This window comes from Paenibacillus chartarius (assembly GCF_042432825.1).
Classification (GTDB): domain Bacteria; phylum Bacillota; class Bacilli; order Paenibacillales; family NBRC-103111; genus Gordoniibacillus; species Gordoniibacillus chartarius.
On the sequence record NZ_JBHLWN010000068.1, the window covers coordinates 1 to 25,112 of the forward strand.

The following is a 25,112-nucleotide window of genomic DNA, read 5'->3' on the forward strand; positions in this document are numbered from 1 at the left end:
CAAAGAAGAAAACACGCGAAAAAGTCAGAAAAACGGAGAAAACATTAATTTATTGAGGGAGAGAGGAACCATGGGAAAGTATAAGCTGGTCGCACTCGATATGGACGGAACGCTGCTCAACGAGGAGAAGCATATCAGCGCGGAAAATCGCGAGGCGATCTTTGCTGCGCTTAACGCCGGTGTAACGGTCATGATGTCGACCGGACGGGGCGTGCAGAGCGCCTCCCCTTATGTGAGGGAGCTGGGCCTGCAAACGCCGATCGTCGCGGTCAACGGCAGCGAAGTATGGAAAAATCCCGACGAGCTGCTTCACCGCGAGCTGATGCCCGTTGCGACGATTAAGGAGCTGCACCGCATCGCTGTGGAGAACGACACCTGGTACTGGGCTTACGCGGTGGAAGGCATCTTCAACAAGGATGGCTGGACGGACGCGCCGGATGACATTCATTGGCTGAAATTCGGGTATTATACGGAAGATGAGGAGAAGCTTGCCGCCATTCGACGTACGGTAGACAGCTGGGGGACGCTGGAAATTACCAATTCTCACCCTTGCAATATCGAGCTGAATCCGCTGGGCGTGTCCAAAGCAAGCGGCCTCCGCCGCGTCTGCGACATGCTCGGCATCACGATGGACGAAGTAATCGCGATGGGCGACAGCTTCAACGATCTCGCCATGATTAAGGAAGCGGGGCTGGGCGTCGCTATGGGCAACGCGCAGGACGGCGTGAAGGCGGCGGCTGATGTCGTGACGGTAACGAATGAGGAGCACGGCGTTGCGAAAATCATCAGCGAATACGTGCTGCAGCGCAGCGATTTGCCGGAAATCGGCACGGCCGGCCGGCATGCAGCCGGTACCGCAGCTGCACAAGCTCCGAAGGAGTATTGATCATTACCTCATAAGGAGGCAGCCCTGTGACACTGGAAGTCATCGGTTGGATCGTTGTCGTGCTGTTGTTCGCCGTCGGCATGCTGGGGGCCGTGTTTCCGGTCCTGCCCGGCGTCTTCGCCATTATCGGCGCTTACATCGCCTACGGATTTTTGATTTCGTGGGAGCCGTTCGGCTGGTGGTTCTGGATTATTCAATCGGCCATCGCTGTAACGCTTATTGCCGCAGATTATGCGGTTAGTGCGATCGGGGTGAAGAAATTCGGCGGTACGCGCGCGTCCGTTATCGGAAGCACGATCGGCATTATTTTGGGCCCGTTCGTCATCCCGGCGTTCGGTCTGTTGATCGGTCCATTCCTCGGCGCGCTCATCGGCGAGCTGATGACCGGCGCTGCGTGGCAGCAAGGGGTTCGGGCCGGAATCGGCGCGGTCGTCGGATTCTTCTCGAGTGTCGTCGTCAAAGTGCTGCTGCAAGCGCTCATGATTGTCCTCTTCATCGTCTGGCTGTTGGTGAACTAACGCAGAGGAGTGAAATCAAGTGGTGAAGGTAACGGTCTGGAACGAAAATGTTCACGAGCAAACGCATGAGGAAGTTCGCAGCGTATATCCCGAAGGTATCCATAACGCCATCGCCAAAGGCATCGCCGGTTCCGGCTTCGACGTTCGTACGGCGACGCTGGAGCAGCCGGAGCATGGCTTGACCGAAGCGGTATTGAACGATACGGATGTGCTGATCTGGTGGGGCCATATGGCCCATGACAAGGTTGACGACGCGATTGTGGAGCGGGTACAGAAGCGCGTATGGGAAGGGATGGGGCTCATCGTGCTGCATTCCGGCCACTTCTCCAAAATATTCAAGAAGCTCATGGGAACGAGCTGCGATCTGAAATGGCGCGAAGCGAACGAGAAGGAGCGGATCTGGGTCGTCGACCCGGCGCATCCGATCGCGGAAGGGCTCGGGCAATACTTTGAGCTGAAGCATGAGGAAATGTACGGCGAGCACTTCGATATTCCGGCTCCCGACGAGCTGGTCTTCATCTCCTGGTTCGAAGGCGGCGAGGTGTTCCGCTCGGGTGTAACGTATCATCGCGGACAAGGGAAAATTTTTTATTTCCGCCCTGGCCATGAGACGCACCCTACGTATTACGACGAGAATGTGCTGAAGGTCATTTCGAATGGCGTGAGATGGGCTGCGCAGCCGCACGGGACGAAGCAGTACTATGGCAACCATAAGCCGCTCGAAGAGATTCGTTCGAAGTAAGTTACGTATGGAGGACCGCTTTGCCGTCAGGCGGGGCGGTCTTCGTACTAAGCGCACTTATTTATTTTGATGAAGGAAGTAGGCAGGAGCCCATATGTCCAAAGATTCGCTGATTAAAGGTACACTCATTCTTACCGTCGCGGCACTGGTGGCGCGCTTCATCGGCGTCTTTCAGAAAATTCCGCTCGTCCATCTGCTGGACGATACCGGCATGGGCTCATACGGCATCGCGTTCAATTTGTATTCCAGCCTGCTGGTTGTCGCCACCGCGGGGATACCGAGTGCGCTCAGCAAGCTGGTGGCCGAATCCACCGCGCTCGGCCGGCAGCGGGAGGCGGACCGGATATATCGGGCGGCGGTATGGTTTTCGCTAGCCTCGGGGTTCGTAATGGCGGTACTGCTGTTCGCGCTGGCGCCTTGGTATGCCGAATCGGCCGGCGACCCGAAAGCTGCTTTAGCGACGCAAGCGATTGCGCCGGCGATGCTGATGTTTCCGCTGATTGCCGTGATGCGCGGTTATTTTCAAGGGCGGCGCCGGATGATGCCCAATGGCGTCTCGCAGGTGATCGAGCAGGTATTCCGCTTGGCGGCAGCCGTCGGTTTGGCTTATGCGCTGCTTCATGTCGGGGACGTTGAAGCGATAGCGGGCGCATCGTTCGGCGGAGTCGTCGGCGGGGCGGCAGCGCTGGCGGTCATGGTCTACTACATGCTGAAGCTGCGGCGGGAAGACCGGGTAGCGGCCTCGGAGGCCGGAAAAGGGAATGAGGATGGAGCTTCGGCGCCGCTGATGCCCTATCGGGTTATCTATGCGAAGCTGCTTCGCCTCTCCGTACCGATCGTTCTGTATTCGGTTGTCGTGACGCTGATATATTTGATCGATTCGAGATTGCTGCACCCGCTGCTGAGCGGTACGTTCGAGCTGGAGCAGCGCCGCGAGCTGCTCGGCATATTGACGGGGCGGGCCCAATCGCTCGCAGGCATTCCGATCATTCTGGCGATCGCCCTCAGCCAGTCGATCGTCCCGATCATTTCCGCCGCATACTCGAGCGGTAATCTCGAGCAGGTACGTTCCCAGACCTCGCGTGTTCTGCAAATCTCGCTGCTGTCCGGGCTGCCGGCCGTGCTGCTCATCGCCATTGCCGCACGGCCGATTGACGGAGCGATATTCGGCTACGAGAAGACGGCGTATGGCTACGAGAACGCTCCTTACATCATCGGTTTGTTGACAATGGGTGCGCTTTTCCAGATTTTGATGCAAACTTCCGGCGGCGTATTAATGGGCATGGGCAAAATGAAGGCGCTCATCGTCAGTGTCGGCATCGGCATTGCGATCAAGCTGGCCGGGACGTATGCGCTGGCCCCATTTATCGGCATATACGGACTGATCGTTTCCACCGGCTTATGTTTTGTTGCGATGACGGCGTTCAATCTCCTTGTGCTTCGCAAAGAGATCAACTTCCATGTGCTGGGCAGGAAATGGATAGGACTCGGTTTGACGACGGCGGTCATCGTCGGACTCGGCATTCCGCTCGAGCTATGGACGCACGGGGCGGTAAAGCTGTTCGCTTATAGCCGGATGAACGAGATCGTGAACGCCGTGATCGTCGCGGGCTGGACGGTCGCCGCATACGCAATCGGCCTCGTGCTGTTCCGGGTCGTGACGAAGAACGACATCGATAAGCTGCCTAAGCCGCTGCAGAAGCTGATCGGCAAGGGGCAGAAGCTGATGGGGCGTGCAGGAGCGTAAACAAACGAACAAAACCCCGATAGCCGAGGAAGAACCGGTTATCGGGGTTTTGCTATGATTATTCCGTTCTAGGTCCGAGAGTCGGATCGACCAGCATCGGCAGTCCGACGCTTGCAAGATAAATCAAAAGTACTAGCGCCGAAACTGCGGCGAGGACGAGTCCTGCACGCCCGCTGCGGCTTGATCTGCCGGCAATGATTCCGCTGATGAGGGCGATAATTCCGAATATCAGACCGAGAGGAGAAGTGATGAAAAAGACGTTCAGCGCCACGGCCGCGATCCCGCATATGAGGGATACGGCGGAAGAGGCGGAGGGAGCCGGGGGCTCGGGCAGCGGCTGCCATATCGGCTGCCGGCCTGACATCTCATCGGTCGATGCCGGTTCCTGGGACATCCGAAATCGCTCCTTTTTCCTTGAGAAACATCGTTACGTTCATCTTAGCATATCGGGGTCGGTTTGGCATCTTTTGCCTCGCTGCGGGCTGCATATGAATGCTGCCAAGTCCCGAGACTACTGAATGGAACGAATCATTAGAACAAAGGAGCAAACCTTACATGAATCGACGCCATATGAAATCGCTCGGCATGCTATTGTTGTCTTTCAGTATTGCAGGCGTGTCGGGCTGCGGCGGAGCGGACACGAACAATGCAGGAACGCAGGGAACCCAGCAATCTCAGCAAGCGAATCAAGCGCCGAATACGCAGCAGCAAAGCCTGAACTCGCCGCAGACAGCCTCAGGTTCATCGTCGGCAAGCGGATCGATGCAAGCCCGTTCGTCTCAGCAGGGCGCGACGATAAACTCGGCCAATGGCAGCGGCGACGCCGTCATCGCGTCGGAGTCGATTAACGGAGCATCGTATATTCCGCTTCGGAAGCTGACGGATATATTGGAATTACAGACGGAATGGGACGCCACGTCGCAAACGATGCGGATGGGAGAGAACGATTTTCCATTTGAATTGACGAATAACTCGACCAAAGCGGTGAAGGACGGAGACCCGGTTACATTGCCGGCGCCTCCGGTTATGAAGGACGGCAGCATGTATGTGCCGCTATCCGCCGTTGTAGACTTGTTCCGGCAGGATATGAATGCTGAGGTCAGGGACGGACAATTGATTGTTCACCCGTCTCCGGAGCAGGTCGAACCCCTGAACGAGTCGGATGACGCCGGGCAGACGACGGCTTCCGGAGCCGGACAGGATGCAGACGGCCTGGATTTTGGCGAAGATCCGAACGATCCGTTCCGTACGGCGGATACGAACCCGAATGCCGAAGCGGGGAAACCTTCGGCTGCGTCAGGAGATCAAGCGGAAATACCGGTTCTGGCCGAAGACTTCGATCTGGAACCGCTCGTTCTCGCAGCGGCCGCCAAAAATATCGATATTAACGGGCTGATCGCCAGAGGCAAACGTTACATGGGTGTGAAATATCAGTTTGGAGCAAGGCCGTACGCGCAGTCAGGCCGATTCGACTGCTCGACCTTCACGCAATATTTGTTCGGCCATTACGGCGTCAAGCTGCCCCGGGTGGCACGGCAGCAGGCGAGAATCGGGACGACGGTCGCCCGCAAAAATCTGCGCCGCGGCGATCTGATGTATTTCTATGTGCCTGGGAGATTTAAGGCGAACAAAACGGTTGGCCACGTCGGTATTTACATCGGCAACAACCAAATGCTCCATGCGAGTCCGAAGCCGAAGAACGGCGTGCAAATTACGAACATTAACAAGGCGTATTGGAAAAGAACGTATTTGTACGCGAAGCGGGTTGCCTATTGAGCCGGACAAAAATCGAAATAGATCGCAATAGGTTAAAGTAAAGCAGTGACCATAGGAAAAGCTCCTGAGCCGCGGATCGACGCGGAGCAGGAGCTTTTCCTACAAGAAGCGATAATAGCGATGAGAGCATGCTACATGGAGATCGTTTCAATTTCCAAATGTCGTTCTTTGCTTAAATCATAGAAAACACCGTTAATACGAACGAGCGGCCGGAAATAGTCTTGGGGATTCGTCATGACGATGGTGCCGCTGCGGCCGTCCTTAAGGGTGACCGCTTTTCCGATAAAATTCGGTATCATATGCGAAATAAACGCATGAACGTGGTGGGGATCCAGCTCGCCGAAGCTCATCCGATGCAGCTCCCTCAATACGACGAGCAAATCCCGCTTCTGCTGGTAAACCCTTGTGCAGATCATAGCGCTGTACACATCCGCGACGGCGACGATTTTGGAGGTCGGATGCATGCGTTCGGCCGATATGCCGTGCGGATAACCGCGGCCGTCCAGTCGTTCATGATGCTGCAGGGCGACAAGAGCCAGCTCATCGTCATGGAAAGAACGCCGTAAGATGTCGTGTCCGTAGATGGTATGCTTCTTGATTTCCTCGTACTCCTCATCGGTGAGACGCGAAGGCTTCTGAAGGATCGCATTGTCGATATGGCTTTTGCCGATATCATGAAGATAGCCCGCTTTGCCTGCGCGCAGCGCCTCATCTTCATTCGCCCCGGACCATTTGGCAATATAATACGACAGCATGCCGACCTGTACGCTGTGCTGATATGTATAATCGTCCTTCGAGTTGAGGACCAGCAGCATCGAGACGACGTCCTTCTCCTGCTGAAAGTTATCGATGAGTGGCTCAAAGCTGCGGTTTACTTCGTTTTCATTGAGCTTGCCTTCTGCGCGAACGCTTTCAAAAAGCTTCTTGATGCCGTCCACGGCACCGTGGAACGAATCCATGCGTTCTTGTTCATAGTATCCGGCTTGTACTGGAGCGTTGTTGTCGCTTCTTGGCAAGATGTCCACATAATCCACGTTATGCGAGGCGAGCTTCGCGATGTCACTCTTCTGCAGCTGGGTGCCGGCAGCAATCAGCTGCAATCCGTAGGAATTAAAAACGTCGGCAAGCAGTCGGTCACCGACCTCGACCTGGAATAGAGAAACTCTCACGGGGATCATCCTTTGTCGGTTGTAAGTTCGGCTTTACAACTAGTGCATTCCCAAGAATTGTAACAAGGCAGTCGATATTCGTCAAATTCCATTGTCATTTGTAAAAAAATATTTAAGAATGGGGGGTGGCCGTCGGATTCCAGGGACCCTGCTGATGCCCTTTCCACTCCGACCCGTCTTCCCAAATTTCCTTCTTCCAAATCGGGACGATCTGCTTAAGCCGCTCGATCGCATATCGGCTAGCCTCGTAGCAGTCGCCGCGGTGCGGTGCGGAAACGGCGATGGCGACGCTCGCTTCACCGATCTGTACCGTACCCAAGCGGTGCGTAATCGCCGTGCGTGTGCCGGGCCAGCGCTGCCCGATCTCATTGCCGATTTGTTCCATCGTCTTTAAGGCCATCGGCTCGTAGGCTTCGTAATCCAGCTTGACCGTCCTCTGGCCCTTGGTCCATTCACGGGTTGTCCCGACGAAGAGAAGCGAGGCGCCGTGGTTCGGATCCAGCACTTGCTGCAGAACCGATTCCGACTGGATGGGTTCATAAGTAAGCCGGTAGAGCGAAGCATCGTCCTCCTGCAGCTGACCTTCAGCCGCGGGCTCGCCGCCGGAAACCGGCGGAATGACTGCTATTTCATCGGTTACGGAAACGATATCCTCCGGCGGTGCATACGATTGGTTGACGGCGACGAAGGACGTCCGCAGAATGGCCGCCGCCTGCGGATACGCTTCGGCCAGCATCGCCTTCAGCTCGGCGACTGTCACCTTCTCACGTTCGGAAGCAAGCCGGACGACTGGGGCGCCGGCCGCTTCGGCAAGTCCTGCAAACAGTTGAACCTGATATTCATTCGACATAGAGCGATACCTCCGTACAAACTATCGACATGAGTCTAATGGGATAAGCATATCACATTTATGAAGAGCAAGGTATAATGGAACCGATGAATTGTTATCACGGCGAGAGCAGCATGGCGGTGACGGTGGACATTACGCCGCTGCGCAAGGGAGCCCCGCTGCAGCTGTATGCTCCTGACGGGTGCAGTCAATGCTTGGATGTGAAGAGCGTCGTTAAGCTCGCTTTCCTGACGGATGTGTCATTAGGAAGTGAAGCTGTCTACGGCTTCGTCATCCGGCTTTCGCCGGAGGAGCAGACTGGGAAGCGGCTTTAGTATGACGAAGGGAGCGGTGCGGATGGAACCGGTATACGAGCAGCAATCGGAGCGGCTGGAGAAGCTGACCATTATCCATACCAACGATATTCATAGCCACTTTGAGTCGATGCCGCGCATCGCCTCGTTCATTCGAACCGAGCGGGAGCGGTTAGGGAGCGAACGGGTTCTCGCCGTCGATATCGGCGATCATCTGGACCGGATGAGTCCGGAGACGGAGGGAACGGGAGGGCGTGCCAACGTGGACGTTCTGAACGCGACGGGGATCGAGGCGTTCGTGCCCGGCAACAACGAGGGACTGACGCTGGAGAAGCATAGGCTTCGCGATGCTTTTGCCGGCCGGGCTAGCTTCCCGGTTATTTGCGCCAACTTGCGGGAGACGTCTACAGGGCAAATTCCCGCCTGGATGACGCCTTCGCATATCGTCCGGAAGGGCGGACTTCGCATCGGCCTTACCGGCGCTACGTTCGCATATCCGATCTACTATACGCTGCTCGGCTGGGAGGTCGACGATCCGCTGGAAGCGGTAGCGAAGCAGGCTGCGCGTCTCAAGCAAGAGTCGGACATCGTCGTTGTCCTGTCGCATCTCGGATTGCGCCTTGACGAACGAATGGCGGCGGAAGTGCCCGGCATCGACGTAATTCTCGGCGGACATACGCACCATGTATTGGAGCAGCCGCTGCAGATCGGTGCGGTGACCGTCTGCGGCGCAGGCAAATTCGGCCAGCACGCGGGCGTCGTCGAGCTGTCCTACGACCGTGAGCGGCGCCGTATCGTCAGCGCCGCCGGGCGCGTCGTCGATGTCGGCGGCTGGGCGCCCGACGTGGCGGTTGGCCGGGTCATCGCCGAGAGCCGGCGGGAGAGCGCGGCCGTGCTGGGCGAGACGGTCGCACTGCTGAAGCAGCCGGTTCCGCTCAGCTGGACCGGCGAATCGCCGCTCGGCAATCTGATGGCGAGCGGGCTGAGGGCGTGGGCCGGAGCGGAGCTCGGGCTCGTGAACGCCGGCCAGGCGCTCGCCGGACTGCCGGCCGGTCCCGTCACGAGATCCGCGATGCTGTCGTTGTGTCCCGGCCCGATCAATCCTTGCCGGCTGCGGCTGCTCGGCAAGCATATCCGGCAAGCGCTGGAGGAGGCGCTGCTGCCGGAATTCACCGCGCTCGAAATTCGCGGCTTAGGCTTTCGCGGCAAGGTGCTGGGCACTTTGGCCGTCGATGGGCTGACGGTCGAGGCCGATCTCGACCGCCCCGCCTACGAGCGCATTCGCCGCATACAAATCGACGGGGGCGGCGAGCTGGAGGACGAGCGGGAGTACGTTGTCGGTACGATCGATATGTTCACGTTCGGATCGGGATATTTGTCTCTCGGTCAAGGAACGCATGTGGAGTATATGCTCCCCGAGCTGCTGCGAGAGGTGCTGGCCGTCCAGCTTCGAAGTGAAGATGCCCTGCGCGATTGCTACCGCTTGCGGTGGAAGCTGACCGGGGACGATCAGCCTCAAACCGCACCGCCTTTGTAAGCAAAATTCGACAGAGTTTGTTGAAACCGCGCGAATGACGCGGTTTTTTCATTGCTCTTTTCCATAAAATCCGATACTCTTAAATGAGATGCTAGCTAAGTGTCGACATAAGGTAGAGAAAGGTGAGGTCCAATGCGGCTGGTGTCTGTGAGCTCCTGCAGGCCGGGAATGAAGCTGGGCAGGAATATCTATAACGAGGATGGGGCTGTTCTGCTAGCTTCCGGAGTGGAGCTGTCCGAACCGCTGATCACCCGGCTCAGCCGTTACGGTATCGATTATGTATACATACAAGATTCGAGAACGGATGATATAGTCATCCAAAACATATTGAGCGACGAGACGAGAATACGTGCCACGAAAGAAATTCGTACCGCTTTCCGGCGAATGATGGAAGACGCCGGCAAGAAGAGGCTCGTTAGCTCATATCAGCTAGGCAAATCGTTCCGTCCGCTGCTGGAGGATGTCATCGACGAGCTTGCGGGCCACCCCGAAGCGATGATCATGCTGACGAATATTTCGGTGACGGACCATTACTTGTATCAGCACTCGATGAATGTCGGCATTTATGCGACGATGCTCGGTCTCGCACACGGATACAGCAAGGAAGAGTTGATGGTGCTGGGGCTCGGGGCGCTGCTGCACGATATCGGCAAGACTATGGTGCCTCTGGAGCTGCTGCGCAAGCCGGGCAAGCTGACGAATGAAGAGTTTGCCGTCATTCGCAAGCACGCCGAGTACGGCTTTCAAATCCTCAAGGACGAGCCGAACATACCTTTGATCTCGGCCCACTGCGCATTTCAGCATCATGAGCGGATCGACGGCAGCGGCTACCCGCGCGGGATCGCCGGAACGGACATTCACGAGTATGCGCGCTGGATCGGGCTCGTCGATTCCTACGACGCAATGACGACGCAGCGGGTATACCGGGATACGATGCTGCCCCATCAGGCAATGGAAATATTGTTTACCGGAGCGGGCACGCTGTACGATCAGGAGAAAATCGCCTTATTTCGTGACAAAATCGCGCTCTACCCGATCGGTGTGACGGTCGGTCTCAATACCGGAGAAACGGGTGTCGTCGTCGATTTGAACTCGTCCGCTCCGCACCGCCCGGTCGTGCGGGTGCTGGAAGATGCGGACGGGCAGGAGGTCCAGCCTTACGAAATCGATCTGTCCAAGAAGCTGACCGTGATGATTACTGCCGTGAATAAGGTCAGCGTCGTGCAGTTTTAAAGTAAGCGGCATGTGGGTAAACTACGACGGATAACGGTCAAAGAGAACCTGGGAGCAGGTTCTTTTTTGCTGCCGGGAACCGATACGGAAACCCAATTTTGCGGATTGTGGCATTTCGTCATCCCGAGGGATTCCCTGTGAGAGTACGGATGAATTTATTCCGCTTTCCTTCTTCCAATCGCTCTATCTCGGAGGTGTGCTCGTTGTGGCGATCTCCGTGCTGGCCGCAGTACGCTGTTTGCGGCTTTCCTGGTCCTATTGGGCGCTCTCATCAACGCGCTTCGGGTCGTTCCCGGAGCATGGCGGCAAGAGGGTAGCGGAGGGGCGTCCTGGCGGTAGCTGAACAAAGCCGTAATGAAACGGCCGATCCTGCTTACTGTCGTTATGAGTAGACTCCTTCTTGTTACTGACATCAGGCTTATAAAGGGGCTTGGGACCCGGTTTGGCCGTCTTGGTCGACGCCGCCGTCGTTCGGATAACGCTGGTCCCGGCATTCATGAAGCTGCTGGGGCGGGCGAACTGGGTGGGCTCCTAAGTGGCTGGGCGTGTTATGGAAAAAACCGTAAGGCAGCGGTACAATTTTCTTTTGCGGTTGTTTCAGGTACAATAAGGGGTAAACTTCTAATAGATAGGTGACTGCAAATCGTGAATATACACACAACAAATGCCGAAGCGTTAGAGCTTGCCCCGCTGACACCGCAATACGACCCATGGGATCCGATCCGCTCGCTAGGGCGGTACGGCCGCCATACGCTTACGAGCGTCGAATTCACTGTGACGAATTTATGCAACATGAGGTGTGAGCACTGCGCTGTCGGAGATTCGCTTACCATGAAGGAAGGGGCGAGAATCCCGGTCGATCGGGTGCTGAGGCGGCTGGAGGAAGTGGAGCGGCTGGAGACGATCTCCATTACCGGCGGCGAGCCGATGCTTCACGAAGCGACCGTACGGGATACGATTGTACCGCTGCTGCAGTACGCACGGTCCCGGGGAATCCGTTCCCAGATCAATTCGAACGCGACACTCGATCTGGAACGCTATGAGCTTATAGCTCCGTATCTTGACGTGCTTCATATATCGTTCAACTACACCGATCCGGCGGATTTCCACCAGGTCGGCTTCGTCCGTACCGGCCGCGATGTAAACCGCGAGACGGCGGATAAGCTGTACCGGCGGATGATCGACAACACCGAGGCGCTAACCCGCGGCGGCCTGTTCGTCTCGGCCGAGACGATGATTAATTTTCGTACGCATAAGAAGCTGCCCGAGATCCATAGATTAATCGTAGAGATGGGTTGTCAGCGCCATGAGGTGCATCCGATGTATCCGAGCTCTTTCGCCGCCGGGCTGCCGCTCCTGACGCTTGAGGAACTGCGGACAGCGATTGGCCGGCTGCTCGATGCGCGCGATCCGAATGTCTGGATGCTATTCGGTACGCTGCCTTTCTTCGCCTGCAGCGACCGGGACGATGATCTGAAGATCGTCAAGCGGCTGCGCGAAGCGCCGAACGTTACGGTTCGCAACGATCCGGACGGGCGAAACCGGCTAAATGTTAACCTGTTTACCGGGGACGTGTTTGTAACCGACTTCGCCAACGAGCCGCCGCTCGGCTCGATGCTGACGGAACGGCTAGACGATATCTTTGCGAAGTGGGAGCGCCATCCGCTGAACCTGCGGGTCAACTGCCATTGCCCGGCCGCCGCCTGCTGCGGCCCGAACCTGCTCGTTGCCGATTCGTACTACCGGGATGTCGATTTTCACCACCGCCAAGCCGTCGTCTAGCTTCGGCGCCGCCGATGTCCGCAGACTCTCGACATAGGAGCTGAAACCGTGCCACAGGAACATTACGCCTTCCACTTGGACCTCATCATAGTCAATATGCTGCTGGTGCTCGCTCTTGTGCTGCTTAACGGATTCTTCGTCGCTGCGGAATTCGCCCTGGTCAAAGTCAGACAATCGAGATTGCAGCAGCTGGCCGACGAAGGCAACGGGAAAGCGAAGTACGCATTGGCCGTTACTCGCGATCTGGACACGTATTTGTCGGCGACGCAGCTCGGCATTACGCTCGCTTCGCTCGCGCTCGGGTGGGTCGGAGAGCAGGCCTTCGCGGAGCTGGTCGTTATGCCGGCGCTGGCGGCGTTCCACCTGGAGAATGCGATCTTTGCCCATACGGTGTCGTTCATCGTTTCGTTCGTCTCAATCACGTTTCTGCACATCGTATTAGGCGAGCTGGCACCAAAGTCGCTTGCCATTCAGCGGCCCGACACGACCTCGTTGTGGCTGGCCATGCCGCTGCTTATGTTTTACCGGATATTCCGCCCGTTCATTTGGATCCTCAACAAAGCCGCAGCCGGCCTGCTGAAGCTCGTCGGCGTCAAGCCGGCGGGGGAGGCGGAAGCGGCTCACACGGAGGAAGAGCTGCGGATCTTGATGGATCAAAGCGCACGCAGCGGTCACATCGACAAGGACGAGATGGCGCTGTTCGACAACATCTTCGAGTTCTCGGACCGCATCGCCCGCGAGGTGATGCTGCCGCGGATCGATATGGACTGCTTGTATTTGACGAGTTCGTTCGAAGAGAACATGAAACTGGTGTATGCAACGAAGCATACCCGCTATCCGGTTGCCGCAGGGGACAAGGACCAGATTGTCGGGTTCGTACATATTACCGACCTGCTTACAGCCGATCCGGATAAAGACAACGTCCTGGAGACGTTCATACGCCCGATCTTGAACGTGCCGGAGTCGATGGAGGTGTCCCGCGTGCTGAAGCTGATGCAAAAGAGGCACTCACAGCTCGCGATCGTCGTCGACGAATACGGGGGGACGGCAGGACTGCTGACAACGGAAGATATTCTGGAGGAGATTGTCGGCGAGCTGCTGGACGAATTCGATGAGAATGAGCGGCCGGAAATGGAAGTGAGCGGCGACGTGACGTTCGTCGACGGGAGAATGCTGCTCGAGGACTTGAACGGTTCGCTTGGGCTCAACATTGAGGACGAGGAGGTCGACTCCATCGGCGGCTGGATGTTCAAGCATTTGGAGGGGGCCGTGGCGAAGGGGAAGAAGCTCGTTCACGGCCGTTACGAATACGAAGTCGCCGAAGCCGAGCGCCTGCGCGTCGTCCGGGTGGCGATCCGCATGCTGGAAAATAAGGTGACGGAAGGCGAGCAGATCGGTCAGCTGTAGTCGATCATTTCGGCGGAGAGCCGGGAGGGAGCGGGGCGCGAATGTCGCTTCGAACGATGGTTCTGCTAGGACTGGCTCTGCTGGTCTTGTACGGGATGTTTACCGTAGGCTTGCCTTTCCTGTTAGCGCTGATGACGGCCATTTTCCTTGAGCCGGTTCATCGGCTGCTTATACAGCGGGTGAAAGTAAACCGCTTCATCGCCGCGACCATCGTATGTACCTGCTTTACGTTAACGGCTTTGCTCGCGGCATATTTGCTGGGAACGAAGATTGTGGCGGAAGTGATTCGATTTTGGAAAGACATTCCCCAGCACATCGCCGATGCAAGAACCTATATCGACAATGCGACGGAACAGACGCGCCTGTTCTATAATTCGCTGCCGCCGGAAACGGCCGACATGCTGCGCGGCACGATCGAAAGCGGGCTTCTGCACTTGACGGATTCTTTGACGGAGTTTATTACCGGGATTTCCGCCTATTTTCTCGGCATTGCGTATTCGATTCCGAATTTTTTCATTTTCCTGGTCGTTTATGTGATTGCGCTGTATTTGTATGCGTACAGCTTGCCCATGCTGCACAGCGGCTTCATCGCTTTATTTGAGGAAGGGTCGAGGGATAAAGTGGCCGACGTATTGGACAATCTGCGGCTTGCGATCTTCGGCTTCCTCCGGGCACAGCTGATCTTATCGATGTTGACATACCTCGTATGCTTCGTCGGACTTATGATGCTGGACGCCGATTATCCGCTTGCTATCGCTGTGCTCGTATCCGTAGCCGAGTTTATTCCGATTGTCGGCACCGCGATGATTTTCGTCCCATGGGCGGGGTATCAGTTTTTGAACGGCAATTCCGGGCTCGGCATCGCCATCCTCGTGCTATTTTTCGTCATCGCCCTGTTCCGCCGGATCGTCGAGCCCAAAATTTTGAGCGATTCCGTAGGCATCAGCTCGCTGGCCGCGCTCATCTCCGTCTATATCGGATTTGAGCTGGCGGGAGTCGTCGGCATTTTCCTCGGGCCAGTCATAGTCATCATTTATCAGGCGATGCGGCGGGTCGGATTATTGAATATCGGTATTAAGCTGGATTGAACGAAGACGCCTCGCGGCCTGTAGCTGCGGGCGTCTTCCGTCGTTTATACGCGCTTGGCTCCGACATAGCGGGGGCCCCAATACGCATGATTCAATGCTCTTGTTGCGATGCCCTTCGACGAAGTCGCCGAAATAAATTTATTGCTGCCGGCATAGATGCCGACGTGCGTGATGACGCCATCCTGTTTGCCGCTAAAGAAAACGAGGTCGCCGGGCTTCAAGTTCGAGTTATCGATGGTTGTGCCCTGCTTGTACAGCTCTGCTGCCGTCGTACGGTACGTAGGAAATCTGAATTTGGTAAACATGAAATAGACAAAGCCGGAGCAGTCGAAGCCGCTCGGCGTCGTCCCGCCCCACAGGAACGGCGTTCCGGTATAGGTGGCCGCATCCTTGACCAGCCGGATCATGACGGCTTCACGGATGGCGGCTAATGTCGCCGAATCGGCGGTGCCGGTCACGGGGAGGCTGTGCTCGTTCTGGAACTTGCGCGTCGCCGCTTCGGTGTAAGGTCCGTAGAAGCCGGTGACGTTCGGATACGTAAAATAACCCATATCCCGCAGATGCGCCTGCAGCTCGCTGACGGCACCGCCGCTGATGCCTCGGGAAAGCGCCGTCGTTGCAGCTTGCGCCTGAGCGGTACCGACCATCAGCGTCAGAGCGCCGCCGGTCGTGAACAGGGCGGCCGACAAAATCAGCGTGCGTAATGTTTTGAATGTATAAGTCATCATTGTGAATGTCCTCCGCATTGGTAAGAGTATTGAGACCCCCGTTTGCTTCCGGTAATCATTGTAGGCGCTCGGGGCCGGTGCAAACAACACGCAAAACTTGTAAGTCGGCGGGCAAAACAGGCATATTGGCGCTTGTACTCAACATAGTTGTAACCATGACAGACGAACAGCGAGGAGGAGCATGCCCATGACTGTTGATCCGAGACGAGAGCAGCTGCGTGTGTGGCATCCGTACATCAGTCCGCAAGACCCGTGCCCGCCGATCCCTGTAAAGACGTATATTGTGCCGCCCAATGTCACCGCACCGTTCCAGCCGCCCGGTCTGCCGCAATTCAGTCCATATGAAGCGCTGCGGCTCGGGACGTTATGGCCGGCCTATTACAGTCCGTACGAGCCGAAGCGCTTCATCACGCACATTCGGGAAGAGGAGCGGCCAGGAGAGGAGCAGGAGCGATGACTGTCAACAAGCCGAGAGCGTCTGAGTCGGAGTCGAGGCTGGAGCAGGCCGGGGCTTTGCCTTCATCCGAGCCGAGAGCGATGCATGCTGCGGTATCAATGCCGATGCCGGAGCGGTATTACAAGCTGCTGCACGATTTGCAGGCGATGGATTTCGTTCTCGTCGAGCTTACGCTTTATTTGGATACACATCCGGGCGATATGGCTGCCCTGCAGCAGTACAATCAATTCGCGGCGGCGCGGCGGCAGCTGAGTATGACCTTCGAGCACGAATTCGGCCCGCTGAAGCCATTCGGACAAAGCTTTTCGCGCGCCCCGTGGGAATGGAACAACGGGCCGTGGCCGTGGCAGGTGTGAGATCGGATCTTAAGGAGGGGCCGTGCAATGTGGGTGTATGAGAAGAAACTGCAGTATCCTGTCAAGGTAAGCAAATGCGACCCGTACATGGCAAAGCTGCTTCACGAGCAGTATGGAGGAGCGGACGGCGAGCTCGCCGCGGCGCTGCGGTATTTGAACCAGCGATACACGATTCCGGACAAAGTGATCGGGCTGCTGACGGACATCGGGACGGAGGAATTAGTACACTATAGATATAGGTGAATGAAAATCCCAAGCACTTGGGATTTTTTATTTTTTCAGCAGAAAATATTGTATTTGACTGACAAGGGGGTTAAGCTATACGAACGGGCAGGATAACGCAGGCATAAACCTTGTTGAATCAAAGATAGCAATCGAAAAGAAGCTCTTAGTTATACATTGTAATAATATTAAGCTGACTGTCCCCCGCCTCTAACGAATAGGGGTTGTAGTATTTCGAAATCGATTGTTATTACTATCAAATAAATAGGAAGTGGTCAGAATGGCGAAACTTTCAGGTCCACAACAAGTCGAAGAATACCTTCAGAAACTTGAACATCCATTAAAAAAATGAGATAGAGGAAGTTCGTAGAATCATCTTAAGTATTGATAAGGAGCTTACTGAACAAGTGAAATGGAATGCACCAAGTTTCTGTTTTCATAATGACGATAGAGTAACATTTAACCTTCATGGTAACGGTTTTTTTAGACTTGTGCTTCACCGAGGAGCCAAAGCAAAGGAAAGCGTAAACTTAAAGCCTCATTTCGAAGATTTGCAAGGGCTTATGGAATGGGCAGCAAATGACAGGGCCAGCATAAAATTTTCCAGTATAAGAGATGTCGAGGCAAAAAGAGAACTGCTAAAAGAAGTGGTCAGAAGATGGGTAGATGTAACGTAAAAAAACAAATTAATCTGCAAGTGAATTTGAAACTTTAGCAGAAGGACTCAACTAACGAAGAACTTTAGTTTATTGATCCAGGAGCAGTTTGCCCGCCGCGGCAGCTGCTCCTCTTGCCGTTGAACTATCGGGCAGATTTGTTGAACAAATGGAACTTTTACCGTAAAATAGTGATACTAACAGATAGAACCTCATTTCACTTAGTGAAACAAAAAGGTGGGGAACGATAAAAGGAATAATTGAGATTGGTGGACTGCAGATGTTGCTTACTTAGTTTGCTACTTATTCAAATTGGGAGGTAAACATTATGATTAACATGCAACCGGTTGCTTATGTTAGAAACAGTAGAGAAACAACAGAAGATGATTATTGGGGTGAAGTTATATCCTCTATTGAGCTTGCAGATGGATACACTGAACAGAGTCTTGTAGGCATCGATGATTTCTCACATATAGAAGTCATCTTTTACTTTGATAAAGTAAAAGATGATAATATCGAAATGGATGCAAGACACCCACGGAATAACAAAGCGTACCCGAAAGTAGGAATCTTCGCCCAACGAGGAAAGAATAGACCAAACAAAATCGGGCTAACTACAGTAGAATTAATAAAGCGAGAAGGCAATAAGATCTATGTTAAAGGACTTGATGCCATAAATGGGACACCGGTACTAGATTTAAAACCTGTAATGAAGGAATTTACACAACATCGGGAGATTAAGCAACCATCCTGGGTCTCAGACCTCATGAAAAATTACTGGGGGTAACTCCGGCTGCGTTCTGAGTTGCTTCAGAAACTTGGAACATGTTCCACGATCGTTGGACCCTTTAGGTAATCAACTCCATGTCGATAGATAAACAAGTATTCAATCCTTTCGTTTCAAGTGATACCCTAAAATGATTAACCTAACGGAGAACGTTAATTCAATAGAACAGCGACAGTCAGGACTTTTATTATCGAGCCCATGGCTGTCGCTGTTTCATGTTCTTTGGCCGGTTAATACTTTGGCTTACAGCCGTGGATTAAAGACATCCAGCCTAAATCTTTCTTTTCATTCTAAACATTTTTATGGGTTTTTATCGATCTTTGGATAAAGCAGCAACTCAAATTGATCCTTCATGCCGCTCCAGCGTCCGCCGCGCTCTTTGCGATAAATCGCACGTTCCAGGACGGATTTCAATAGATCATTTCGAATCTTAGGATCGTCTGTTTTGTAGTATTGATCCAGAAGGTTTTCAACCTTAGGGATAATCTCGATTTTGGCGACATTTCGCTTATTTTCAATGAGCAGCTCAGACTCTGTAGCCGCTATCGTTGATTTGAGCAGATCTGTACGCTCGGTCAGCACCTTGGAGCGTTCGACGTATTTCTCAATAGAGTAGGCCCCTCTTTCAACCAGGTCATCAAGGTTGTTCATTTGAGTCTGCAATTCATTTAATTGCTTTTGCAATCCCTTCAAACGCTCCTCGAGCACCTTAACCACTGTATCTCCGCTGTCATGCCCATCACTTGGTTTTGTCTTATCCCATTCGGCTTTGTAATTGTTTATCCACTCTCTAAGAGCCTGAATTAATCGTTGCTCCACGATTTCCAGATAGGAGCTGACAGTCTTACAATACTGAGTCGAGCACATTAACGTGGGAGGTGTTTTACCCCGATGTGGCCTTAAAATCATTGCAGCATTACACATAGCACATTTTACAAGTCCGGCAAGTGGGTTTTTAACGATACCACGCGGAGCCGGTGCATGAGCATTGTTTTTCATGATTTCTTGAGCCTGTTTATAAGTGGATTCATCGATCAGTGGCGGGTGAAGACCTTCGCCCATGATCCATTGATCGACTGGCTTTCTTGGTCGGCTTTTGCTATCTCTCTTCCGCACTATTGACCGAGCGCCCCATCGTACCTTTCCGATGTATATGGGGTTTCTGATAATCCCGTTTATCGTGGCGACTGTCCACTTCTTATTACGGCGTGTAGGAACCTTCTTATCATTCAGATATGCTGCAATCAATCCGGTACCCATCCGTTTCTCAGGGTCTGGGTTAGTATAAAGGCTGAAGATGAGCTCAACAATGGGAGACTCTTCAGGGTGAGGTTTAAGCGTGAAGCCCTTTCCAGGCAACTTCTCGCGTTCGTACCCATACGGAGCTTGATTGCCCACATATCTACCGAAGTCACGAACACCGCTTATGCGGCCGCCCTGGAGACGGCGTGTAATTGTTTTGAATTCCCTCCGGCTCATGAACAACCCGAATTCAAAATATTCTTCATCGTCGGGGTTCTTGGGGTCAAAAATTCGCATCGGAGTAATGATCAGGGTGTTCGAATATTTAAATGCCTGCGCAACAATCCCCTGGTCCATGGTGTCGCCGCGGGCAAGTCGCTCAACCTCAACCACGAGTATACCGGTCCATTGCTCGTCTTCTACATCGCCCAGCAGAGAAATCATCTCAGGGCGTTCAGAAATGCGCTCCCCAGACGTCGCCGGCTTTTCCCTGTATATCTTAGTCAGATTGATGTTATAACGGCTGCAGAGGTCCATCAAAATCTTCTCGTGTGCTACGTAAGTATCCTCGCCACCGCGGGCTTCGTTTTCGAGGTCAATCCGAGACTTACGAAGGTAAGCGGCATATTTGCCTTCCGGAAGTTGATACATTTTGACCCCCCTGTTTCGTGATCATGAGTGCTTCAACGAGTATGAGATTAAACCACCCATTCATAATACGGGCTAACCTCCATTTGCAACACTTCTTCAATATCGGAAAGCCTGAAAATAAATTGCTCAAGATTATGGAAGAATTCAGTCTCCGCATACCGAGTTACATACGCTTGACGCTGTCCTAGAGTGGTGTGTTTTGGTAGTTATGCAGCATTGGTTCCCTTGATGGGAATGTTTGTTCTTATTTTATTGAAAAAGAAAAGGCCAACGGGCCTTCTCAATAACTCGATGAAAATAATATGCCCGTCCCACTTCAACAGCTGCATACCTTGAATAGTGAACAACCTACACAAGGTGGTGCCGCGATTATGAAAAAAGCTATGGAAGAGCCAAACATCGTTGAGACATATAAATTTGGCAACAGCACGGTTCATATCGCCAGCAATTTTTTTGTTTCAACTCCAGAGGCCAAACAAAGAGTACTTAATGAAATGCACGCGATCGGTTGGCTTATTGAAGAAAAAAGAGCCCGCCAAGAAGTTGCGAGCAGTAGGGAATGCCGATTATGACCATCCATGTAATTGGATGATACATATCAAGATTAACAACTATTAACGTCAAAATCCAGATGGGATTTGGACAAATGGGAGGGTTTTCAAGTAAGTTTTGGACAAACGTTTGATAAGGTTCTGTCCGAGCGCGAAGAAACACGAGATTTACCAGCCAGCGCAGTGCACGTGAGCAGTTCAACGATTGCATAAGTAGCAACAGGTACCCGAGCGCCATCGCTCGATCAGATGACAACCACTGCGGCACATTACGATGAGCGAAAGCTTTATCTCGCAGCTATGGAGGAAGTGACTGCCGGCGATTGCGTTCCGTATTTGAACAACGCTGATGATTTACACAAGGCAAACGTCCACTTGATGACTTCGGAGGAAGTTAGCGAGGCGCTTCAAGCATTGTCTGCGGCGCCGATTACCAAGCGGAAGGATCAGCTTTTAGACAGCGACAAACAGGCCATTAAGGCGGCCATCATGGAATCCATTGAGGCGATCACAGTCTTGACGCATTACGTTGCGGTCCTTTGTAAGGAGTATATGTTCAGTTGGTCATGCATGTGGAAGTTGCACCGGCAGGAGCTGCATTGGAAGCAATATCAGAATTAATAGGTGGAACGAGTATGAAGGTAGTACAGGCAGCACACATGCACTTGACTGGTGCATCTGACTTCACGAAACATGAAGTTGAGACTTTACAAAACATGAAGCGGAAGAGGGCTCTCCTTATGGATATAGGAGCAAGTAGGCCCGTCTCCCTTGTAAACCACTATCGCGCTGAGGTTTCCCTCAGAAATTGACTCCCTTATCCAGACTAAAACCCAGGGAGTTCTCCCTGGGCCAACCATATCATTCAAAATATTTTCTTCGCTGCCTGATCCTCCTTGATGATCTCCACCGCTTCCCGGAACCGCAGCGAGTGAATGACTTCTCGCTCCCGCAGAAACCTCAAGCCGTCCTGCAGATCGACGTCGTCCGTCATATCGATCAGCCACTGATACGTCGCCCTTGCCTTCTCCTCGGCGGCAATGTCCTCGTACAGATCCGCGATCGGATCGCCCTTCGCTTGAATGTAGGTAGCCGTCCAAGGAACGCCGGCAGCATTATGATAAAACAGCGCCGTGTCGTGGTTCGCGTAATGATCGCCCAGCCCGACGGCCCGCAGCTGCTCCGGCGTAGCGTCCTTCGTGAGCTTGTAGATCATCGTGGCAATCATTTCTAGGTGCGCGAATTCCTTGGTACATTGTTGTTATGGGTGATATTGGAATTGTTAATAATCTAATCTCATTGTAGATTTCACATATGATTTCACAATTTGAAGCTCCATCTTGTCAAGAGCATGCACATGGTATGAAGTGATCTGTATGAACAGGAAAATCACAGAAATAAACGGGGTAATCTGCATCAATTGCAAAACATACCTTAATGCTTGGTCCCAAGTCGTCCCCATACTTAGTCGTCGAAATTATTAAAGCTCTCCATAAACCAGGTAACTTTTACAATCATAAATAGGACGCTCTGGCATCATTAATATAATCTCTGTTAGCTTAACGACGCGTTCAATCTGCATCTTTTATTTTCACCGCTGGTGCCGTTTCGCGTCGGTCACCGTTGCTCCTTGAGAAGTGAAAATGCAATTTTGTAACCAGGATAAAATTCCAGTTTAGTGGCATCATATTTTTAATGACTAAAGAGGAGATAAAAACGATGCAGCATAATGAACATTTAACTCGACATAACATCCGCTTAACATCTGCGGAGATCGCAAATTTATGGGGAGCATACATGGGGAATTCAATGGCGGTTTGTATTCTTCAATACTTTAATAAACACGTTGAAGACATAGAAATCAAAGAAGTGTTGGAATATGCACTTTCTATATCTAAGAAGCATGTTTCGACCATAACAGAAATTTTTGAACATGAAAAGTTTCCGATTCCAGTTGGGTTTACGGATAAAGATGTAAACCTTAATGCTCCGAGATTGTATTCTGATACCTTCTTTTTGAATTATCTCCATCAAACTACAAAGAGCGGATTCAGTTTATATGCTATCGCATTACCTAACATCGCTCGTTCGGATGTACGTGATTTCGTGTCGGAGTGTATTGTATCTTTGACGGAACTATACAATAAAGTCGCAGACGTATCCTTATCAAAAGGTATTTTTATACGTCCACCATATATTACGGTTTCACACGACGTTGAGTTTGTTGAATCGAAAGGTTTTTTTACGGGTTTTTTAGGTCACGTCCGTCCCCTAAATGCCTTGGAAATCACGCATTTATATTCTAATATATTAACAAATGCCCTAGGTAAAGCCCTAATAATGGGTTTCAGTCAAGTAACAAAATCTGATGAAATAAAAGAATACTTTAATCGTGGTAAGGATATAGCTTCAAAGCACCTTGAAGTCTTTAGCAGCATGCTACGCAAAGAAGATTTACCTGCTCCAATGACTTGGGACCATGATGTGATGGATTCAAAAGATGCTCCTTTCTCAGAAAAGTTAATGCTTTTTCATGTTAATGGGTTGAATGCATTGGGAATTTTTAATTATGGGGCGGCATTGTCTGGAAGCCAGCGACATGATATTCATGTCGAATATGGCCGTCTGTTATCTGAGATCGGTCTCTATGCTGAAGCAGGGGCTAAACTGATGGTAAAAAATCATTGGTTGGAACAAACCCCTTTATCACCTGACCGGAAAGAAATGACCAAAGCGTGATAGAATTTCCTCAATGAATGTAATCAAGGAGTTGTTATTGGGTTGGGTCGCTGACGGCACTCCAAGGTTCACTTAGCCACGGTCATGATTTTCAACAGTTCCGAACAGGCGTACGAGCATACGAATACGAATACGAACCTGCCGGGCGTTTCTCATTCCCTAGAATCCCAACAATCAGCAGCTTCTTTTCCAACATTACAACGATTCATCCGGTCTATTAAATTTTTTCCCCCAAAAACGCCTCTTTCATAAAGGCGGTTTAAACTTCATATCTGAACCACCGATATTCCAACGACAACGATTCGCAAGTTCACCGAAGTGCTCGATCCGGCCAAGTATAAAGTGCTCTACTTGTCAGATTCAAAACTGACTCCGCGGCATTTTTATAAAGGGTTACTCGAGCAGCTTGGATGCGTATCGAAATTCTACCGTGGCGATGCCAAGCGTCAGCTGCATCGCGACATCGAGCTTATGCGCGGCATTCACCGGCTCTTGCCTGTTGTCGTCGTAGATGAAGCACATCTTTTGGATCGCGAAATGCTGGAAGAAGTGCGCTTCCAGCTCAACTTCAAGATGGATGCGCAGAGTCCCATGGCGCTTATTTTGGTTGGTCAAAGCGAGCTCTGGGATCGCCTGAACCTGCAGGCTTATGCGGCTATCCGTCAGAGGATCGACCTGCAATGTAAGCTTCCGCATTACGATCAGGCTCAGACGGGCGATTATATCAGGCGTCACATGACGTTCGCTGGCGCAGATCATGACATTTTCACTGAAGGAGCGATCGATGACGTCTTTCGCTTCTCAAGTGGCGCCGCCAGAATGATCGACAAAGTATGTACTCACGCTCTCATCTACGGTTCGCAGAATAAACGTCGCATCGTCGACGATCATATGGTCAAGCGAGTCATCCAGGGAGAATTATCGTGATTCTTGTCCGCAGAAAATAAAGTTGTAGACTGACCTGAGGGATTAAGCTAAACAGGGAGATTATTGTGTCGAAACCAGTACGTTATTTGTACCCAAAAGGTAGGTATTCAAAGCAACGAATCACGTATACGGTATATTGATTTGATAAAGCGATAACATATTTTTCGGCTATCTAGGTAGGCCTTACAAAACAAAATAGTTGCAATAACATCCTATTCAGTGTATCATGAATTTAGTTGCAATAACATCCTATTCGGTGCATCATGAATTTAGTTGCAATAACATGCTATTAAAGGAGGGATAATATGAGCGATCGTTGGAGGCAGAATGACAAGGGCGCAGCGGAATCGCATGGTCAATACATCTCGGCCATCTACCGACATATGCAAGTGTTGATCTCAGCCGAGTTGGCACCATATAGAATCGGAAGCGGACAGTATATTTTTCTGATGGCGATTGCGTTTCGGCAACCAATCACTCAGAAGGAGCTAAGTGAGAAACTGCTCATTGACAAAACGACAACCGCCAAAGCGATTACCAAGCTGGAAGCAGAAGGTTACGTACGGAGGGAAGTCGATCCCGCAGATAACCGCTATCATCTGCTCTATTTGACGGACTCGGGACGTGAGGTGGTACCTAAGGTGCAGGAAGCGCTGGACCGCGTTAAGAACAAAACGCGGAAAGGCATTGCCGATGAAGAGTATGACTTGTTAGTAAGCTTGCTGAAAATCGTGCTTCGCAACCTGACCGAGCGGGAGGAGACGTAAG

At 52.5% G+C, this 25,112-nt stretch carries 25 protein-coding genes and 2 pseudogenes; 21 read left to right on the forward strand and 6 right to left on the reverse strand.

Features of this window, described 5'->3' with window-relative positions; genetic code table 11:
* Positions 1–70: 70 nt before the first annotated feature.
* From ACFFK0_RS16515 to ACFFK0_RS16530, 4 genes are all read left to right on the forward strand, one after another.
* Positions 71–886 (forward strand): Cof-type HAD-IIB family hydrolase, encoded by an 816-nt coding sequence (locus ACFFK0_RS16515; protein ID WP_377471375.1) that lies wholly within the window; start codon positions 71–73, stop codon positions 884–886.
* A 32-nt stretch (positions 887–918) separates the two neighbouring features.
* Positions 919–1,404: a DUF456 domain-containing protein gene (locus tag ACFFK0_RS16520; protein ID WP_377471472.1), complete on the forward strand. Its 486-nt coding sequence runs from the start codon at positions 919–921 to the stop codon at positions 1,402–1,404.
* Positions 1,405–1,423: 19 nt separating this feature from the next.
* Positions 1,424–2,146 carry a ThuA domain-containing protein gene (locus tag ACFFK0_RS16525; RefSeq protein ID WP_377471376.1) on the forward strand — a complete coding sequence of 241 codons (723 nt, stop codon included), beginning with the start codon at positions 1,424–1,426 and terminating at the stop codon, positions 2,144–2,146.
* A 94-nt stretch (positions 2,147–2,240) separates the two neighbouring features.
* Entirely contained in the window at positions 2,241–3,893 is a 1,653-nt protein-coding gene (locus ACFFK0_RS16530; RefSeq protein WP_377471377.1) for a putative polysaccharide biosynthesis protein, read from the forward strand.
* 58 nt (positions 3,894–3,951) lie between these two features.
* On the opposite strand, the gene ACFFK0_RS16535 is transcribed toward ACFFK0_RS16530, so the two are convergent.
* On the reverse strand, positions 3,952–4,287 hold the full coding sequence (locus ACFFK0_RS16535) for a hypothetical protein (protein ID WP_377471378.1): 336 nt from the start codon (positions 4,285–4,287) through the stop codon (positions 3,952–3,954).
* 161 nt (positions 4,288–4,448) lie between these two features.
* On the opposite strand from ACFFK0_RS16535, the gene ACFFK0_RS16540 reads away from it, so the two are divergent.
* Positions 4,449–5,669, forward strand: coding sequence for a C40 family peptidase (locus ACFFK0_RS16540; RefSeq protein WP_377471379.1), 1,221 nt, complete (start codon positions 4,449–4,451; stop codon positions 5,667–5,669).
* A gap of 131 nt (positions 5,670–5,800) precedes the next feature.
* On the opposite strand, the gene ACFFK0_RS16545 is transcribed toward ACFFK0_RS16540, so the two are convergent.
* Together ACFFK0_RS16545 and moaD are read right to left on the reverse strand one after the other, a co-directional pair.
* A complete protein-coding gene (locus tag ACFFK0_RS16545; protein WP_377471380.1) occupies positions 5,801–6,838 on the reverse strand; it encodes an HD-GYP domain-containing protein in 1,038 nt (345 codons plus the stop codon).
* A gap of 112 nt (positions 6,839–6,950) precedes the next feature.
* Positions 6,951–7,688, reverse strand: a complete 738-nt coding sequence (gene moaD / locus ACFFK0_RS16550; RefSeq protein ID WP_377471381.1) for a molybdopterin converting factor subunit 1 — start codon at positions 7,686–7,688, stop codon at positions 6,951–6,953.
* 77 nt (positions 7,689–7,765) lie between these two features.
* Here moaD and ACFFK0_RS16555 point away from each other — a divergent pair, with 77 nt between their 5' ends.
* From ACFFK0_RS16555 to ytvI, 6 genes are all read left to right on the forward strand, one after another.
* Positions 7,766–8,002, forward strand: coding sequence for a hypothetical protein (locus ACFFK0_RS16555; RefSeq protein WP_377471382.1), 237 nt, complete (start codon positions 7,766–7,768; stop codon positions 8,000–8,002).
* A 1-nt stretch (position 8,003) separates the two neighbouring features.
* A complete protein-coding gene (locus ACFFK0_RS16560; RefSeq protein ID WP_377471383.1) occupies positions 8,004–9,518 on the forward strand; it encodes a bifunctional metallophosphatase/5'-nucleotidase in 1,515 nt (504 codons plus the stop codon).
* A gap of 132 nt (positions 9,519–9,650) precedes the next feature.
* On the forward strand, positions 9,651–10,751 hold the full coding sequence (locus tag ACFFK0_RS16565; RefSeq protein ID WP_377471384.1) for an HD-GYP domain-containing protein: 1,101 nt from the start codon (positions 9,651–9,653) through the stop codon (positions 10,749–10,751).
* Between the two features lie 651 nt (positions 10,752–11,402).
* Positions 11,403–12,533 carry a radical SAM/CxCxxxxC motif protein YfkAB gene (gene yfkAB, locus ACFFK0_RS16570; protein WP_377471473.1) on the forward strand — a complete coding sequence of 377 codons (1,131 nt, stop codon included), beginning with the start codon at positions 11,403–11,405 and terminating at the stop codon, positions 12,531–12,533.
* 96 nt (positions 12,534–12,629) lie between these two features.
* Positions 12,630–13,940 (forward strand): hemolysin family protein, encoded by a 1,311-nt coding sequence (locus ACFFK0_RS16575; protein WP_377471474.1) that lies wholly within the window; start codon positions 12,630–12,632, stop codon positions 13,938–13,940.
* Positions 13,941–13,981: 41 nt separating this feature from the next.
* The gene (gene ytvI, locus ACFFK0_RS16580) at positions 13,982–15,028 is read left to right on the forward strand and encodes a sporulation integral membrane protein YtvI (protein WP_377471385.1); all 1,047 of its coding nucleotides are present in this window, start codon (positions 13,982–13,984) and stop codon (positions 15,026–15,028) included.
* A 44-nt stretch (positions 15,029–15,072) separates the two neighbouring features.
* Here the strand turns inward: ytvI and ACFFK0_RS16585 are convergent, their stop codons facing one another.
* On the reverse strand, positions 15,073–15,756 hold the full coding sequence (locus ACFFK0_RS16585) for a C40 family peptidase (RefSeq protein WP_377471386.1): 684 nt from the start codon (positions 15,754–15,756) through the stop codon (positions 15,073–15,075).
* Between the two features lie 187 nt (positions 15,757–15,943).
* Here ACFFK0_RS16585 and ACFFK0_RS16590 point away from each other — a divergent pair, with 187 nt between their 5' ends.
* The 5 genes and pseudogenes from ACFFK0_RS16590 (at position 15,944) to ACFFK0_RS16610 (ending at position 18,234) form a co-directional block, all read left to right on the forward strand.
* Complete coding sequence (locus ACFFK0_RS16590) at positions 15,944–16,213, forward strand: spore coat associated protein CotJA (RefSeq protein WP_377471387.1); 270 nt, start codon at positions 15,944–15,946, stop codon at positions 16,211–16,213.
* Between the two features lie 80 nt (positions 16,214–16,293).
* Positions 16,294–16,569: a spore coat protein CotJB gene (locus ACFFK0_RS16595; protein WP_377471476.1), complete on the forward strand. Its 276-nt coding sequence runs from the start codon at positions 16,294–16,296 to the stop codon at positions 16,567–16,569.
* 27 nt (positions 16,570–16,596) lie between these two features.
* A pseudogene (locus ACFFK0_RS16600) lies at positions 16,597–16,797 on the forward strand (manganese catalase family protein); the annotation flags it as partial.
* Between the two features lie 401 nt (positions 16,798–17,198).
* On the forward strand, positions 17,199–17,468 hold the full coding sequence (locus ACFFK0_RS16605; protein WP_377471388.1) for a DUF1801 domain-containing protein: 270 nt from the start codon (positions 17,199–17,201) through the stop codon (positions 17,466–17,468).
* Between the two features lie 307 nt (positions 17,469–17,775).
* Positions 17,776–18,234 (forward strand): SAM-dependent methyltransferase, encoded by a 459-nt coding sequence (locus ACFFK0_RS16610; RefSeq protein WP_377471389.1) that lies wholly within the window; start codon positions 17,776–17,778, stop codon positions 18,232–18,234.
* 300 nt (positions 18,235–18,534) lie between these two features.
* On the opposite strand, the gene ACFFK0_RS16615 is transcribed toward ACFFK0_RS16610, so the two are convergent.
* Complete coding sequence (locus ACFFK0_RS16615) at positions 18,535–20,127, reverse strand: recombinase family protein (RefSeq protein WP_377471390.1); 1,593 nt, start codon at positions 20,125–20,127, stop codon at positions 18,535–18,537.
* Between the two features lie 371 nt (positions 20,128–20,498).
* Here ACFFK0_RS16615 and ACFFK0_RS16620 point away from each other — a divergent pair, with 371 nt between their 5' ends.
* Together ACFFK0_RS16620 and ACFFK0_RS16625 are read left to right on the forward strand one after the other, a co-directional pair.
* Positions 20,499–20,699, forward strand: a complete 201-nt coding sequence (locus ACFFK0_RS16620) for a hypothetical protein (RefSeq protein WP_377471391.1) — start codon at positions 20,499–20,501, stop codon at positions 20,697–20,699.
* Between the two features lie 228 nt (positions 20,700–20,927).
* Positions 20,928–21,299, forward strand: a complete 372-nt coding sequence (locus ACFFK0_RS16625) for an XRE family transcriptional regulator (RefSeq protein ID WP_377471392.1) — start codon at positions 20,928–20,930, stop codon at positions 21,297–21,299.
* 244 nt (positions 21,300–21,543) lie between these two features.
* Here ACFFK0_RS16625 and ACFFK0_RS16630 read toward each other — a convergent pair.
* Positions 21,544–21,930 (reverse strand): annotated as a pseudogene (locus ACFFK0_RS16630) (manganese catalase family protein); the annotation flags it as partial.
* 467 nt (positions 21,931–22,397) lie between these two features.
* Here ACFFK0_RS16630 and ACFFK0_RS16635 point away from each other — a divergent pair.
* From ACFFK0_RS16635 to ACFFK0_RS16645, 3 genes are all read left to right on the forward strand, one after another.
* Positions 22,398–23,417 carry a DUF3231 family protein gene (locus ACFFK0_RS16635; protein ID WP_377471393.1) on the forward strand — a complete coding sequence of 340 codons (1,020 nt, stop codon included), beginning with the start codon at positions 22,398–22,400 and terminating at the stop codon, positions 23,415–23,417.
* A gap of 300 nt (positions 23,418–23,717) precedes the next feature.
* The gene (locus tag ACFFK0_RS16640) at positions 23,718–24,344 is read left to right on the forward strand and encodes an ExeA family protein (protein WP_377471477.1); all 627 of its coding nucleotides are present in this window, start codon (positions 23,718–23,720) and stop codon (positions 24,342–24,344) included.
* A 305-nt stretch (positions 24,345–24,649) separates the two neighbouring features.
* Entirely contained in the window at positions 24,650–25,111 is a 462-nt protein-coding gene (locus tag ACFFK0_RS16645) for a MarR family winged helix-turn-helix transcriptional regulator (protein ID WP_377471394.1), read from the forward strand.
* Position 25,112 lies beyond the last annotated feature (1 nt).